This is a genomic window from Pseudomonas putida, from assembly GCA_041071465.1.
GTDB lineage: Bacteria > Pseudomonadota > Gammaproteobacteria > Pseudomonadales > Pseudomonadaceae > Aquipseudomonas > Aquipseudomonas putida_P.
This window is the reverse complement of sequence record CP163498.1, coordinates 1,031,449-1,046,022: the sequence shown is the minus strand read 5'-3', so window position 1 is coordinate 1,046,022 and position 14,574 is coordinate 1,031,449. Positions and strand designations below refer to the sequence as shown.

Below are 14,574 nucleotides of genomic sequence, written 5' to 3'. Positions count from 1 at the left end.
TCCTGTCAGTCCTTGGCCGCTGTGCCCGGTGCGGGCTTTAGAGCGTTATCCTGGCCGATGCGTATCGCAGCACCGGGGGTGAGTTTCAGCTGCCCGGCAGTGACCACTTGCTCCCCTGCCTGCAGGCCTTTGCTGACCACCACCACGCCGTCTCGGCGCTCGCCGGTCTGAACGGTGCGCTGTTCGGCCACCCGTTGGGGTTGGCCTTTGTCGTCGTTTTCCGGCTTGCCGTCCTTGTCTTTTTTCGGCGAGGCGACATACACCGAGTTGCCATACAGGGTGTAGGTAATGGCGCTTTCCGGCACCACCACTTGCGGCTGTGGGTTGGGCAGCAGGATCAACAGGCTGGCGAACATGCCCGGCAGCAGTTTGCCGTCGGGGTTGGCCATGGTGGCGCGTACCAGCAGGTTGCGCGTGGCTTCCTCGACCTTGGGGTTGATGGCGCTCAGGCTGGCGGGGAAAGTCTGGCCCGGGTAAGCGGCCACTTGCACCAGCACCTGCTGGCCCAGGCTCAGGCGTGGCAGGGCCTGTTCCGGTACGTTGAAGTCGACGTACAGGCTGGAGGTGTCCTGCAGGGTGGCGATCACTGTGCCGGCGGCCAGGTATTGGCCGATGTCCACCTGGCGGATGCCGATGGTGCCGCTGAACGGGGCGTTGATGCTTTTCTTGATCTTCTGCGCCTTGAGCTGCTCGACCACCGCCTGGTTACGCCGGTATTGGGAGGTAAGGCGATCGAACTCGCCACGGGAGATGGCCGCGTCGCCGACCAGCTGGCTACCACGGCCGAAATCGACCTTGGCCAGGCCCAGGTCGGCCTGGGCGGTGCCGAGCAGGGCGGTTTCCTGGTCGTCATTGAGTTGCAGCAACAGTTGCCCGGCCTTGACCTGCTGGCCCGAGTCGAAATGCAAGGCTTTGACGATGCCTTCCACCTCCAGGCTCAGGTCAACGCCTTGCAGGGCCTTGAGGCTGCCGACGGCGGGCAGGCGCTCTTGCCACTGGCGCTGTTCGGCCACAGCGGCCGCTACGGTGATGGGCGGCTTGGGGGCAGTGAACATCTGGATCTGCTGGTAGATCGAAAAGGCTTTGTAGCCCCCAGGGCCAGCACGATCAGCAGAACCACGGCCAACATGATGAGCATGCGGCGGCGCAGCATAGGTCCGGTTCCTTGGATGCAGTTGTTATTCGTTTGGACACGAAAACGGGCGATCCTGCCCACGTGGCTGGGAGAATTATTGACTGTTTTTGGGAGGAAGGGGAGTGAAATGCCTGTGCCGGCCTCTTCGCGGGCACGCCCGCTCCCACAGGAACCGCGCAGTCAGTGGGTTGCGCGGTCCCTGTGGGAGCGGGCGTGCCCGCGAAGAGGCCGGTGAGGGCAGCAGAAAAATCAGACGAGATGCAAGTGGTTGTCCCAGAAACCGGACGGCAGGTTCATCGGCTGCCCGACCAGCTCGGCCTTGGTGCAGTCGTAGAACCGGCAACGGCCCTGCCCGGACGTGACGACAAAACCATCTTTCACCGTACCCACCCCTGCGCAATCGGGCATCGGCGCATCCAGCCGCACCGCACCGCTGTCCAGGTCCCAGACGAACAGGCGGTTGGCCCGTGGTGCAGTCAGCGCCACCAGCCGTAGTTCGCTGTGGATGGCAACGCTGGCGGTGTACTGGGCCATGGCCTGCAACTGCCGCTCTGGCACCGGGAAGGCCTTGAACGGCTCGCCTGGGCGCTTGATCGCCAGCAGCTCGGCCGTTTCATCGGCATCGCCCATGAACTGCTGGCAAGCGGCGATGGTGCCGTCGCTGCCCACCGCCAGGTGGCGCACGCTGTTCATCTGCTGGGCCAGGGTTTCCTTGCTCAACAGGGTGCCGTCGCGCTGCATCAGTACCAGGCTTGGCTCCATGGCATTGAGGTTCATCTCCACCCGGCTTTCGGCTTCGGTGCGAATGCCGCCATTGGCCACGATCAGCGTCTCGCCGTCGGGCAGCCAGGCCACCTCGTGCGGGCCGATGCCGTGGGTTGGGATTTCGCCGGTGTGCACCAGCCGCTCGCCCTCGAAACGGTATACCCCAAGCACGCCGCGCCCAGGGTCGGTGGTGTCGTTCTCGGTGGCATACAGCCATTCGCCGCCTTTGTGCACCACGGCGTGGCCATAGAAGTGCCGGTTTGGCTGTGAGGCGAGCGTTTGTAGCAAGCGCCCGTCGCGCAAATCGATCAGGTAGCTTTCGGTACCGGGGCGGCGGGCGACGAACAGGGCGATCGGCTGCTCGGGGTGGTGGATGATGGCATGGCAACGCTGGGCGACCTGGGTGCTGAACACCTGGGTGCCGTCCAGGCGGAAACCGACGGCATAGTGCTTGCCGTCGCCGTCGTCACGCGCCGAGAGCAGCAAGGGTTCGCTGCCTTTGTTGCGGAACAGGCTCCAGCCGCCCAGGGTGAGGGCGCTGAGCAATACGCTACCGAGTTTGAGTGCCTGGCGTCGCAGCATGATCAGTCACCGTCGTTGGCATTGAAGCCCAGCTGGATGTTCAGCGCCTTGGCCAGGTCGCCTTCGTGCAGGCGGTGGACGGCGTTGAGGCTGTCGTAGATCTGGTTGAGGGTTTGCTGGCCAGCGTCGTCGGCCAGCAACTCACCGAGGGTTTTCTGGTTGTCGGCCAGCAGTTTGAGCGAGGTAGCGTAGGCGGCGTCGATCTTGTCCGCCAGCGCTTTCTGATCGCTGGGCAGCAAGCCGCGCAGGCCCTGGTTGTCGACACCGACCCAGACGGTTTCGGCAGCCTTGAGGGTGGCTTCCAGGCTCTTCAGCGAGGAATGGCTGCGCCAGGCTTCGGCCTGCAGCGGCTGCGGGATGCCCTTGCTTTGGCGGCCCATCGGCGCGCCCAGCTTCTTCTTCAGGGTATCCAGGGCGGTGACCTGGGAGCGCAACAGGTCGGCGATGGCCTCGTGGGAGTCAGCGTAGCGCTGGTTGGGGAACTTGGTCATCTGCGAGAGCATGCCGTCGGTGCTGTTCCAGCTCTTGAGGATCTCCTCGGCCAGGACCTTCTGGTGTTCACCGATGGCCACCAACAGTGGGCAGTAACGGGCTTTCTGCTCGGCAGTGGCGATGTCTGGCTTGCTGTCGAACAGGATGTACTCGTAGGCCGACAGGCCACGTACTACCACGCTGGCTTTGCCCAGAGCGGCGGCATCGACGGGCTTGTCGCCGTTGACCAGTTGCTCGACCTGGCGGCCGACCAGGTTCTTCTTGTCGGGCCAGAACTGGACCTGCCAGGCGCGGTTGCCTTCGGCCAGCGGGCCGACCAGCAGCGGTTGCAGCTCGGCCCAGGCTTTTTGCGCGTTGAGGAAGTCGGCGCGGGCTTTATCCAGGGACTCCTTGCCTTCGCAGTAGGCCAGGGCGCTGGCAGCCAGCGTGCGATCGGCTTCGACCCAGCGGCTGTAGGTTGGCAGGATCACCTGCTTGGCGATGGCGGCGGAGGTCACGGCTTGCGGGTCCTGCGGCGAGCAGGCACCAAGGGCGAGTGCGGCGAGGCTGGTGAACAACAGTTTGGGTCGGAACATGCCCGGCTCCTTTGCGCGTTTTAAAGTGAATTCAGGAACGCCAGCAACGCGGCGCGCTGCTCTGCGTTGAATGTGAGCACGAAGTTGCGTGCCGCCTCGGCTTCGCCACCGTGCCAGAGCACGGCTTCTAGCAGGTTGCGGGCGCGCCCGTCGTGCAGGAACTGGCTGTGGCCACTGACCGTTTCACTCAGGCCGATGCCCCACAGGGGCGGGGTACGCCAGTCCTGGCCGTTGGCGGCGAATTCGGTACGCTCGTCGGCCAGGCCAGGGCCCATGTCATGCAGCAGCAGGTCGCTGTAAGGGCGGATGACCTGGTTGGCCAATTCTGGCTCGGTCGCATCGGCGGCAGTGGTGAACTGCGGTGTGTGGCACCCTTGGCAGCCGGCCTGGTAGAACAGGTTCTTGCCCGCCAGCACCTGCGGCGAGCCAACGTCGCGGCGGGCCGGCACCGCCAGGTTGCGGGTGTAGAAGGTGACCAGGCGCAGGATGTTGTCGCTGACTTCTTTCTCGCCATCGGCGCCGTCGCCGTTGGGCGCAGCCAGGCAGTCGGTTTGTGCCGGGGTGCAATCGTCATTGGGCTGCAGGGTGCTGGTAAGGCCCATGTCGCCGGCAAAAGCGTGCACGTTCTGCTGGTTGACGTTGGGCTGCCCGGCTTTCCAGCCGAAGCGGCCGATCACGGTCTTGCCCAGGGCGTCGTCCCACACACGGTTGGCACGCCCGCGGATGCCGTCGCGGTTGCGGTCGTCCGGGTCTTCGTTGGCCAGCAGGTCGGCTTCGGGGATGGCCTCGAGCAGGCCCAGGCCGATCATCGGCGGGGCCACCCGCGCCGAAAAGCGTGTGTCGGGGTGCATGACGCCGTAGCCGAGCTGGGTGATCTGCAGGGCAGGCTTGCGCAGCTCGACCTGATGACCGTCCTTGAACGCTACCGTTTCCTGGGTGTAGCTCACCCGTACCTTGCCTTCTGGCGCCACGCCCGGGATGGCCATGTCCTGCAACTGGGTGCCGTACACCGGCTCCGGCACCACGCCGAGGCGTTCGATCACTTTGGCCAGGTAAGGCTGGTCGGGGATCGACAAGCGCACCAGCATGCCCACCGCGTTGCTGTTGCCAGGCTCCGGCGGGTGACCGCGGCCATCGCGCACATGGCAGTTCTGGCAGGCGTTGGTGTTGAACAGCGGGCCCAACCCGTCGCGGGCAGTGGTGGTGGACGGGGCGATCACCCAGGGGTTGCGGAAGAAACTGTTGCCTACGGCAAAGTCCACGCGCCGCTCGGGCGAGAGGTTGGCCGAAGGCAGGGAATAGGCGTTGCGGTCAGTGCGCTGCACAGTCGCCTTGCCGGCCGACAACGCTTCGCCAGGCTCGGCTTGGGTGAAACGCGGGGCGTCGTCACAGGCGGCGAGGGCAAAGGCCAGCAGCAAGGGGGAGAGTCGGGACAGCGACAAGGACATGCAAAATCCTGGGCGTGGACGAAAAACCGGCGTGCAAGCTTAGCAGGCCAGCGGCTCTTGAATAAGAGCAATTTGCAATTACCTGGGTGAAAGGGATGTGAAATGCCAGCATTTTCATGTGCCTGTTCGCGGTCCGGTTGGCCGCGAACAGGCCATCAGCAAAAAAGGCGACCCGAAGGCCGCCTCTTTCAGTACCGCTACAGCAGGATCAGAATTCGTGATCCGCAGTGTCCGGGTTCAGGTTGGCGATGCCCAGCTTGCCTGCAGCCTGCTCGATCGAACCGGTCTGCTTGACCAGGGCGGCGATGGCGTCACGCACGATCTGGTTGCCGGCCGCGTTGTCGGCAGCGATCAGCTGGTCGTAGTGCTCGCCTTTGAGGGCGTGGTCGACGATTACCTGAATCTTGGCTTCGGTGGCCTCCAGGTCGGCCTTGAGGGCTGCATCGGTAGCCGGGTCGACCTTGGCGACCAACGACGACAGGCTTGGGCCGCTTACCTTGGTGCCGTCCGGGCGGGTGTACTCGCCCAGGTAGACGTTGCGGATGCCCTTGGCGTCGTAGAAGTGCGAGTAGTGGGTGTTGTCGCTGAAGCAGTCCTGCTCGTCTTCCGGCGAGTTGGCTTCCAGCGAAACCTTCATGCGCTCGCCAGCCAGTTCGCCCAGCGACAGGCTGCCCATGCCGAACAGCATCTTGCGCAGGCCGTCGTTGACAGGCTCGGCTTCCAGCTTGGCGCGGTAGTTGTCGGCGACGTTCGGTGCCCAGTTGCCGACCATCTCTTCGAGGTCGCTGACCAGCAGGTCGGTAACCGCTTTCAGGTAGGCACGACGGCGGTCGTTGTGGCCACCGGTAGCGCCCTGGCCTTCCAGGTAGTCGGATGCCGGGCGGTTGCCAGCGCCTGGGCCGGTGCCGTTCAGGTCCTGGCCCCAGAGCAGGAACTCGATGGCGTGGTAGCCGGTGGCGACGTTGGCCTCGGAGCCTGCCAGCTCGTTCAGGCTGGCCAGTTTCTCGGGGGTAATGTCCTTGACGTCGACCTTCTCTTCGCCCACCTGAATCTCGGTGTTGGCGATGATGTTGGCGCCAGCGGCCGGGTTGCCCAGGGCGTGCTCGTAGCTCTTGTCGACGTAGTCGATCAGGCCTTCGTCCAGGGGCCAGGCGTTCACCTGGCCTTCCCAGTCGTCGATGATGGTGTTGCCGAAGCGGAAGGCTTCACTTTGCAGGTACGGTACCCGCGCGGCGAACCAGGCTTCCTTGGCGGCCTTCAGGGTTTCGTCGTTGGGCTTGGCCAGGAACGCGTCGATGGCGGTCTGCAGCGTCTTGGCGGTGCTCAGCGAGTCGCTGTACACGGCGTAGACCATTTCGGTGTAATGCTTGACCACGGCTTTGCCGGCGGCTTCGTCGACGGCCCCTGGCGCAGCAGCGGTGGTGCTGGCGGCAGCAGGTGCCTGGGCTTGCGGCGCGGCGGCTTTTTCGTCCTTGCCTTCGCCGCAACCGGCGAGGGCGATGGCAATGGCCAGCAGACTGGCGGAGGCCAGAGGCATTCGAATCATTATTGGTTTTCCTGCGTCGTGTGGTTGGACCAAGGGGTGGACCGTGCGCCGTGGCACGCGAAACCGCAACATCATGCGAAAGATTTGCATTTGCTGTAAAGGGGCGGGCACGCAATTCATGTAAATCCCGGTCACAGCCTGTAACCGGGCAGGTGGGCTCAGAACATCGAAACCTGGTTGCGTTGCGCCTGCTTGAGGAAGTGGGTCAGCTCGCGGGCCGACAGCGGCTTGCTGTAGTGGTAACCCTGGCCCTCGTGGCAACCCTGGGCAACGATGTAGGTTTCTTGCTCGGCGGTTTCCACGCCTTCGGCGATTACCTGCATGCCCAGGCTCTTGCCCAGCTGGATGATGGCGCGAACGATGGTGGCGTCGTCATCGTCGTCGAGCAGGTCCTGGACGAAGCTCTTGTCGATCTTGATCTTGTCCAGCGGCAGCGACTTCAGGTAACTGAGCGATGAGTAGCCGGTGCCGAAGTCATCGATGGCAATCAGCGCCCCGGAGCGGCGCAGGCTCAGCAGGTGCTGGGCGGCGGTGCTGATGTCTTCCATCAGGCCGGTTTCGGTGACCTCCAGCTCCAGGCTGCGCGGCGGCAGGCGATAGGCCTGCAGCAGGTTGTTGACCACCCGTGGCAGCTCGCTGTGGTGCAACTGCACGGTGGACAGGTTGACTGCCATGCGCAGGTCGCTGAAGCCCTGGTCGTGCCATTCGCGTAATTGCCGGCAAGCCTGGTCCAGCACCCACTCGCCGATGCTGATGATGCTGCCGTTCTGCTCGGCCAGGGGGATGAACTGGTCGGGTGGCACCATGCCCAGCTCCGGGTGCTGCCAACGCAACAGCGCCTCTACGCCGACCACGCGGTGGTCGCGGTAGCTGATCTGTGGCTGATACACCAGGTACAGCTGGTTGCGCGGCAAGGCTTCACGCAGGTCCTTTTCCAGCTCGCGGCGGCGGCGCATCTCGCTGTCGACGCTGGCGATGTAGAACTGGTAGCGGTTGCGCGAACGGGCCTTGGCCAGGGTCATGGTCTGTTCGGCTTTCTGCAGCAGTTTCTCGGTGCTGTCGCCGTCTTCGGGGAACAGGGTGATGCCGATGGTGGCGCGCAGGCGGATCTGCTCGTGGTCGAGGTCGAACGGCACTTCCAGGTCGTCGAGGATGCTTTGCGCCAGTTCGGCCGCTTCGTAGGGTTGCTCGATATTGGCCTGCACCAGGGCGAACTGGTCGCCGCCCAACCGCGCCAGCGCGCCCAGGCGGCCGCTGTGGGCCCGCAGGCGGTCGGCCAGGGCCAGCAGCAGCTGGTCACCGACCTGGTAGCTGAATTGCTCGTTGATGCCCTTGAAATCGTCCAGACCCACGCACAGTACCGCCACGCGATGCTGCAGGCGGCCGCCGTCGACAAGAATCTTGTCCAGTTGCTGCTGCAATTGCTGGCGGTTGGGCAGGCCGGTGAGGAAGTCGTACTGGGCCATGCGCTGCAGGCTGTTTTCCGCCTCGTGGCGCAGGTGGGTGTTGCGCTCGATCGAGGCCAGCAACTGGTTGGCGGTGTTCACCCACAGGCCCAGCTCGTTCTTCTCGTGGCCTTTGAGCAGCGGTAGCTGGTGCTGGCTGGGGCGGTCGGGGTTGATCTGGGTGAGGTGCTCGATGATCTTCGACAGCGGTTTGGTCAGCAGCCAGTGGTACACCAGATACAGCACCAGGCCCATGGCCAGGGCCCGCAGCACGCCGGAAATGAAGATGATCACCGCGTTGATCAGGAAGTCTTCACCGTAGGACGAGGTGTCCAGGGTAATGCTGAGGTCGCCGTAGTATTCGCTGTATGGGCCGCGGCCAACCAGTTGCGTGGTATAGGTGCGTTCCTGGCCGAGGATCAGGTCGGTGAGCCAGCGCATGGACATGTCCTGCAATGGACGTGACTTTTCTGCCAGCATGGTTTCGTTGGGGTGGCCAATGGAGGCCATGCGCACCGATTCGTCCGGGAACAGGCCTTCCATCACCTGCATGCCCATTTCGCGGTCGAGGCTGTACACCGCCTGGGTCGAAGGGTCACGGAACATGTCGAGGATGCGCTGGGCATCATTGTTCACGGCCTGGCGGGTCTTGTAGGTGTCGTAGACGATTTGCGCACAGCTGAGCACGACGCCGACCGCCAGCGCCGACAGCAGCACGACCCTGAGCAACTTGACCGACAAGCTGTTCCGCAATTCCAGCTTCAATGGGGTTTCCTTAATCCATGCGCATGGCATCATTTTGCCATCAACGATGACGATACACTATCGGCCGATCATGAGCAGTGTATCGGTTGCCTGACCCCGCAACTTGAGTGCGCTGTATCAATCTTCCAGAGGTTTGATGTTAGCGCGCTATGCGGGCTGAGCAAGCAAAACCGTGCGTGCCTCTGTGGCTGCGGGTTTACCCGTGAAGGGGGCCGGCACAGGCATAAAAAAACCCGGCACAAGGCCGGGTCTTTTCATTCAGGGCTGAAGACTCAGGCCTTGAAGGTCTTGCCTTCGAACTGCTCGGCAACGAAGGCCCAGTTGACCAGGTTCCAGAACGCCTCGACGTACTTCGGACGCAGGTTGCGGTAGTCGATGTAGTAGGCGTGTTCCCAGACGTCGCAGGTCAGCAGCGGGGTATCGCCGCTGGTCAGCGGGCAGCCGGCGCCGATGGTGCTGGCCAGGGCCAGGGAACCGTCAGCTTTCTTCACCAGCCAGCCCCAGCCGGAACCGAAGGTGCCAACCGAAGTCTTGGTGAATTCTTCCTTGAACTTGTCGAAGGAACCGAAAGCGGCGTTGATGGCGTCTGCCAGGGCACCGGTCGGCTGGCCACCGGCGTTAGGGGCCAGGCAGTTCCAGTAGAAGGTGTGGTTCCAGACCTGAGCGGCGTTGTTGAAGATGCCGCCCGAAGAGGTCTTGACGATCTCTTCCAGGGTCTTGCCTTCGAATTCGGTGCCTGGGACCAGGTTGTTCAGGTTCACGACATAGGTGTTGTGGTGCTTGTCGTGGTGAAACTCCAGGGTTTCCTTGGAGATGTGCGGCTGCAGGGCATCGTGGGCGTACGGCAGCGGCGGCAATTCAAAAGCCATGGTGGATCTCCTGATTCAGGTCTAGTTCGCGGTTTGCGCAGGGCCGATCACGGGCGGCCCTATGAGCGTCGGCGAGTTTGTACTCTTTGCGACGCAAGGGGTCGATCATAGCACCAGCCCCGGCGCATAACCACGCAACAAACATAGGGAATAGAGGTTCCAGAGCGGTTGGCGGTCGCCGACCAGTGGTGGTCGTTTTCAGGCCAGCAGGTGTGTGCCGGGCCTTGCAGGCCTGCGATCAGTTGAAGATCAACTGCGCTGCCACCGCGAACATCATCACCGCCACCATCAGGTCGAGCATGCGCCAGGTCGCCGGCCTTGCCAGCCATGGGGCCAGCCAGGCCGCGCCGATCGCCAGGGTCGAAAACCACAGCAGCGAGGCGCTGGCGGCGCCGGCCACGTAGGCGCCGGGGGCGGTCTGCTGGGCGCCCAGCGAGCCGATCAGCAACACCGTGTCGAGGTACACGTGCGGGTTTAGCAGGGTCACCGCCAGGGCGCTGAGCAGCACGGCACGGCGTGAGCGGGCGCCCTGGCCTTGCTGGTGCTGCAGGCTCTGCTTGGAGCAGGCGCTGCGCAGGGCCTTGGCGCCGTACCAGATCAGAAACACCGCGCCGCCCCAGCGTGCGACCGCCAGCAAGGTCGGGTTGTGCGCCAGCACGGTGGCCAGGCCGAACACCCCGGCTGCCACCAGGAGGGCATCACAGACGATGCACAGTGCCGCCACCGGCAGGTGATGCTCACGGCGCAGGCTTTGGGCAAGTACGAAGGCGTTCTGCGCGCCGATGGCCATGATCAGGCCGAAGGCCACCAGCATGCCGTTGAGGTAGCTTTGCCACATGGCTGGGCTCTCCAAAAAGGTCGTAAAAGATGCTGGTTATTGTGAGGATCGGCACTGTATAAGAAAAACAAATAAAGCTGATCCGTCATTAGGAAAATCGATGTTCGACTACAAGCTCCTGGCCGCCCTCGCGGCGGTGATCGAACAAGGTGGTTTCGAGCGTGCGGCGCAAATACTGGGCTTGTCGCAATCGGCCATCTCCCAGCGCATCAAGCTGCTCGAAGCGCGGGTTGGGCAGCCGGTGCTGGTGCGTGCCACGCCACCCAGCCCGACCGAAGTCGGCCGCCAGTTGCTCAACCACGTGCAGCAGGTGCGCCTGCTTGAACGTGACTTGCAGCGCCAGGTGCCGGCGCTGGATGAAGAGGGCATGCCGGAGCGCCTGCGCATCGCCCTCAACGCCGATAGCCTGGCCACCTGGTGGGCCGGTGCGGTGGGCAATTTCTGTGCGCAACAGAACGTGCTGACCGACCTGGTGGTAGAAGACCAGGAGGTGGGCCTGAAACGCATGCGTGCTGGCGAAGTGGCGGCCTGCCTGTGTGGCAGTGAACGCCCGGTAGCCGGCGCACGCAGCCTGCTACTGGGGGCCATGCGTTACCGGGCGTTGGCCAGCCCCGGGTTCATGGCGCGGCATTTCCCCCACGGCTTCGTCGCCAGCCGCCTGGCCCGCACCCCGGCGATCGTGTACGGCCCGGATGATTTCCTGCAGCATCGCTACCTGGCATCGCTGGGCATCGAGGACGGCTTCCTGCACCACCTGTGCCCGTCATCCGAAGGCTTCCTGCGCATGACCGAAGCCGGGTTGGGGTGGGGCCTGGTGCCAGAACTGCAGGCCCAGGAGCAGCTGGCCAACGGGCAATTGGTGGAAATCTGCCGCGATACCCCTATCGATGTGCCGCTGTACTGGCATCATTGGCGCAATGGCGGGCAATTGCTCGCGCAACTGACCGACCACCTGCGGCACACCGCACGGCATTGGCTGGTGCCCTTGTAGCCACGGCTGGCGTCAGTTGCATCTGAAATCTGGCAAGACGGAGTGTTACATGCGAATTCTGGTCACCGGCGCGAGTGGCTTCATTGGTGGGCGCTTTGCGCGCTTCGCCCTGGAGCAGGGCCTGGACGTGCGCGTCAGCGGCCGCCGTGCCGAAGGGGTGGAGCACCTGGTCAAGCGCGGCGCCCAGTTCATCCCCGGTGACCTGGGCGATGCCGAGTTGGCCCGGCGTTTGTGCCAGGGCGTCGAGGCGGTGGTGCACTGTGCAGGCGCGGTGGGCAACTGGGGGCGTTATCAGGACTTCTACCAGGGTAACGTGGTGGTTACCGAGAATGTGGTCGAGGGCTGCCTGAAAGAGCATGTACGGCGCCTGGTTCATCTGTCCTCGCCGTCGATCTATTTCAATGGCCGTTCACGCCTGGACATCCGTGAAGACCAGGTGCCGCGCCGCTTCCACGACCACTATGGGCAAACCAAACACCTGGCCGAGCAGAAAGTGTTCGGTGCCCAGGAGTTCGGCCTCGAAGTATTGGCGCTGCGCCCGCGCTTCGTCACCGGCGCCGGTGATGCCAGCATTTTCCCGCGGCTGATGCAGATGCAGCGCAAAGGCCGTGTGGCGATCATCGGCAATGGCCTGAACAAGGTCGATTTCACCAGTGTGCACAACCTCAACGAGGCGCTGCTCAGTGCGCTGTTCGCTGATGAACGGGCGCTGGGCCAGGCTTACAACATCAGCAACGGGCAGCCGCTGCCGCTGTGGGACGTGGTCAACTACGTGATGCGCCAGATGCAGTTGCCACAGGTTACCCGCTACCGTTCCTACGGCCTGGCCTACAGCTTCGCCGCGCTGAACGAGGCGGCTTGCATGCTGTGGCCAGGGCGCCCGCAACCGACCTTGTCGCGCCTGGGCATGCAGGTGATGAGCCGTGATTTCACCCTGGATATCAGCCGCGCCCGGCAGTACCTGGACTACCAGCCCAAGGTCAGCCTGTGGACGGCGCTGGATGAATTCTGTGGCTGGTGGAAGCACTTGCCGCCGGGGCATCGAAGCCGCCCGGCGGACAATGGTCATCAACGCGCCGCGCTGGCGGTTTATACTCGTGCCTCTTTGCGACTACCGCGGTTGAATGTATCCATGCGTAACCATGCTCACGATGACTACGATGACGTGCCTACCTTGCGGGCGGGCACGGTTGATGATGACGAACTGATGCCGGCGCACGTGGTGCGCAGCCGCCAGAAGGCCGCCCGTGGGGCCAGCACGGCGCCGTTGTGGGCGTTGTTGTGCGCCTCGTTTATCGCGTTGGCGGGCTTGGGCTGGTGGAGCTTTCAGCAGATCTCGCTGATGGAGCAGCAACTGGTGGCGACCCAGGAGAGCTTTGCCCGCATCAGTGAAGAAGCGGCCGGGCGCCTGCAGGCGATCAGTGGCAAGGTGGAGGCCAGCGAATCCGGTGTGACTACCAGCAGCGAGGCGCTGAAGCTGCAGTTGCGTCAGCTGCAGCAGGGCGTGGCCGGGCAGACCGGTGATCTGGGCAAGCGCCTGGAGCAGGTGCTGGCCGATACCCGTGCACAGCAGAAAGCGGTGACTGAGCTGCAAGGCCAGTTGCAGGCGCAGTTGAAGTTGGTGAATGGTGAGCTGGCGGCGCTGCGTTCGGGGCAGGTTGATGGTGGCAAGCTGGATACCCAGTTCAAGGGTTTGAACGAGCAGGTTGCCGCGCTGAAGGCTGCGCAGGTGGATGGCGGCAAGCTGGACGTGCAACTCAAGAGCCTGGGTAGCGATGTGGCTGCCTTGAAGAAACAAGGCAACCCGAGTGCTGCTATCCAGAGCCTGGAGCAGGACATGTTGGTGCTCAAGAGCCAGATCGATAATCGTCCGGCTGCTTCGTCGGCAGGCGGTGCTTCGGTGCAGGAGTTCGATGCGTTCCGGGCGCAGATGACCCGCAACCTGAATACCTTGCAGAGCCAGATCCAGAACCTGCAGCAGCAGATCAACTCCCGTCCGTAACATGGCAGGGGAGGGCCTTGCCCTCCTTTCGCGGCACAAGGCCGCAAAGCGGCCCCGGCGAAATCAGTTACAACCGCGGATAATCGATATACCCCACCGGCCCCTTGCTATAGAAAGTGTCCGGCCGGGCGTCATTCAACGGCGCATCCGCCGCCAGCCGCGCCGGCAGGTCGGGGTTGGCGATGAACGGCACGCCGAACGCCACCGCATCGGCCTTGCCACTGGCCAGGGCCGCATTGGCACTGGCTTTGTCAAACCGCTCGTTGACGATGTACGGGCCGCCGAACGCTTCTTTGATCAGTTGGCCAATGCTGTCGTCGGCTTCCCGTTCCCGCGAGCAGATGAAGGCGATGCCGCGCTTGCCCAGCTCGCGCGCCACATAAGTGAAGGTTTCGGCGCGGTCGGCGTCGCCCATGTCGTGGGCGTCGGCACGCGGCGCCAGGTGCACGCCCACGCGGTTCGCGCCCCACACTTCAATGGCCGCATCGGTCACTTCCAGCAGCAGGCGCGCGCGGTTTTCCAGTGAGCCGCCGTAACGGTCGGTGCGCTGGTTGGTGCTGCTTTGCAGGAACTGGTCGAGCAGGTAACCGTTGGCACCGTGGATCTCCACACCATCGAAGCCGGCCGCCTTGGCATTTTCCGCGCCGCTGCGGTAGGCCTCGACGATGTCAGTGATTTCTTCGGTTTCCAGCGCACGCGGGGTGGGGTAGTCACTCAGTGGGCGTACCAGGCTGACATGGCCCTTGGCCTGGATCGCGCTGGGAGCCACCGGCAGTTCGCCATTCAGGTAGCTGGGGTGGGAGATGCGGCCCACGTGCCACAGCTGCAGGAAGATACGCCCGCCTGCGCCGTGTACGGCCTTGGTCACATTGTTCCAGCCACGAACTTGTTCATCGTTCCAGATACCGGGGGTATCCGGGTAGCCGACCCCCATGGCGCTGACCGAGGTCGCCTCGCTGAGAATCAGCCCGGCACTGGCACGCTGTACGTAGTACTCGGCCATCAGCGCATTGGGCACGCGCCCTTCATCGGCGCGGCAGCGGGTGAGCGGGGCCATGATGATGCGGTTGGGCAGTTGCAGGTCGCCCAGGGTGATCGGATCGAAAAGCGTGGTCATAGCG

10 protein-coding genes and 2 pseudogenes are annotated in these 14,574 nt (G+C 63.8%); 3 read left to right on the top strand and 9 right to left on the bottom strand.

Translation table 11 applies throughout. From position 1 onward, the window contains the following. Positions 1 to 5: 5 nt before the first annotated feature. The 8 genes and pseudogenes from AB5975_04835 to AB5975_04800 form a co-directional block, all read right to left on the bottom strand. Positions 6 to 1,153, bottom strand: a pseudogene (locus AB5975_04835) (efflux RND transporter periplasmic adaptor subunit). Between the two features lie 231 nt (positions 1,154 to 1,384). After that, positions 1,385 to 2,482, bottom strand: coding sequence for a DUF1513 domain-containing protein (locus AB5975_04830; protein ID XDR21230.1), 1,098 nt, complete (start codon positions 2,480 to 2,482; stop codon positions 1,385 to 1,387). 2 nt (positions 2,483 to 2,484) lie between these two features. After that, the gene (locus tag AB5975_04825; GenBank protein XDR21229.1) at positions 2,485 to 3,549 is read right to left on the bottom strand and encodes an imelysin family protein; all 1,065 of its coding nucleotides are present in this window, start codon (positions 3,547 to 3,549) and stop codon (positions 2,485 to 2,487) included. Positions 3,550 to 3,569: 20 nt separating this feature from the next. After that, on the bottom strand, positions 3,570 to 4,997 hold the full coding sequence (locus tag AB5975_04820; GenBank protein ID XDR21228.1) for a di-heme oxidoredictase family protein: 1,428 nt from the start codon (positions 4,995 to 4,997) through the stop codon (positions 3,570 to 3,572). A gap of 208 nt (positions 4,998 to 5,205) precedes the next feature. After that, the gene (locus AB5975_04815; protein ID XDR21227.1) at positions 5,206 to 6,543 is read right to left on the bottom strand and encodes an imelysin family protein; all 1,338 of its coding nucleotides are present in this window, start codon (positions 6,541 to 6,543) and stop codon (positions 5,206 to 5,208) included. A 158-nt stretch (positions 6,544 to 6,701) separates the two neighbouring features. After that, positions 6,702 to 8,753 (bottom strand): putative bifunctional diguanylate cyclase/phosphodiesterase, encoded by a 2,052-nt coding sequence (locus tag AB5975_04810; GenBank protein ID XDR21226.1) that lies wholly within the window; start codon positions 8,751 to 8,753, stop codon positions 6,702 to 6,704. A 272-nt stretch (positions 8,754 to 9,025) separates the two neighbouring features. Beyond that, positions 9,026 to 9,622 (bottom strand): superoxide dismutase, encoded by a 597-nt coding sequence (locus tag AB5975_04805; GenBank protein ID XDR21225.1) that lies wholly within the window; start codon positions 9,620 to 9,622, stop codon positions 9,026 to 9,028. Between the two features lie 238 nt (positions 9,623 to 9,860). Beyond that, a complete protein-coding gene (locus AB5975_04800) occupies positions 9,861 to 10,460 on the bottom strand; it encodes a LysE/ArgO family amino acid transporter (protein XDR21224.1) in 600 nt (199 codons plus the stop codon). 100 nt (positions 10,461 to 10,560) lie between these two features. On the opposite strand from AB5975_04800, the gene AB5975_04795 reads away from it, so the two are divergent. The 3 genes and pseudogenes from AB5975_04795 to AB5975_04785 all read left to right on the top strand — a co-directional run bounded on the left by AB5975_04795 (position 10,561) and on the right by AB5975_04785 (position 13,453). Next, entirely contained in the window at positions 10,561 to 11,451 is an 891-nt protein-coding gene (locus tag AB5975_04795; GenBank protein XDR21223.1) for a LysR family transcriptional regulator ArgP, read from the top strand. Positions 11,452 to 11,500: 49 nt separating this feature from the next. After that, positions 11,501 to 12,490 (top strand): annotated as a pseudogene (locus tag AB5975_04790) (NAD-dependent epimerase/dehydratase family protein). Positions 12,491 to 12,583: 93 nt separating this feature from the next. Next, positions 12,584 to 13,453: an ATPase gene (locus AB5975_04785; GenBank protein ID XDR22920.1), complete on the top strand. Its 870-nt coding sequence runs from the start codon at positions 12,584 to 12,586 to the stop codon at positions 13,451 to 13,453. A 67-nt stretch (positions 13,454 to 13,520) separates the two neighbouring features. On the opposite strand, the gene AB5975_04780 is transcribed toward AB5975_04785, so the two are convergent. Further along, the gene (locus AB5975_04780) at positions 13,521 to 14,570 is read right to left on the bottom strand and encodes an alkene reductase (protein XDR21222.1); all 1,050 of its coding nucleotides are present in this window, start codon (positions 14,568 to 14,570) and stop codon (positions 13,521 to 13,523) included. Positions 14,571 to 14,574: the final 4 nt, after the last annotated feature.

Coding starts and splice junctions, on each gene's coding strand:
- AB5975_04830 (XDR21230.1), bottom strand. CDS start 2,482: ATGCTGCGACGCCAGGCACTCAAACTCGGTAGCGTATTGCTCAGCGCC.
- AB5975_04825 (XDR21229.1), bottom strand. CDS start 3,549: ATGTTCCGACCCAAACTGTTGTTCACCAGCCTCGCCGCACTCGCCCTT.
- AB5975_04820 (XDR21228.1), bottom strand. CDS start 4,997: ATGTCCTTGTCGCTGTCCCGACTCTCCCCCTTGCTGCTGGCCTTTGCC.
- AB5975_04815 (XDR21227.1), bottom strand. CDS start 6,543: ATGATTCGAATGCCTCTGGCCTCCGCCAGTCTGCTGGCCATTGCCATC.
- AB5975_04805 (XDR21225.1), bottom strand. CDS start 9,622: ATGGCTTTTGAATTGCCGCCGCTGCCGTACGCCCACGATGCCCTGCAG.
- AB5975_04800 (XDR21224.1), bottom strand. CDS start 10,460: ATGTGGCAAAGCTACCTCAACGGCATGCTGGTGGCCTTCGGCCTGATC.
- AB5975_04795 (XDR21223.1), top strand. CDS start 10,561: ATGTTCGACTACAAGCTCCTGGCCGCCCTCGCGGCGGTGATCGAACAA.
- AB5975_04785 (XDR22920.1), top strand. CDS start 12,584: ATGCGTAACCATGCTCACGATGACTACGATGACGTGCCTACCTTGCGG.
- AB5975_04780 (XDR21222.1), bottom strand. CDS start 14,570: ATGACCACGCTTTTCGATCCGATCACCCTGGGCGACCTGCAACTGCCC.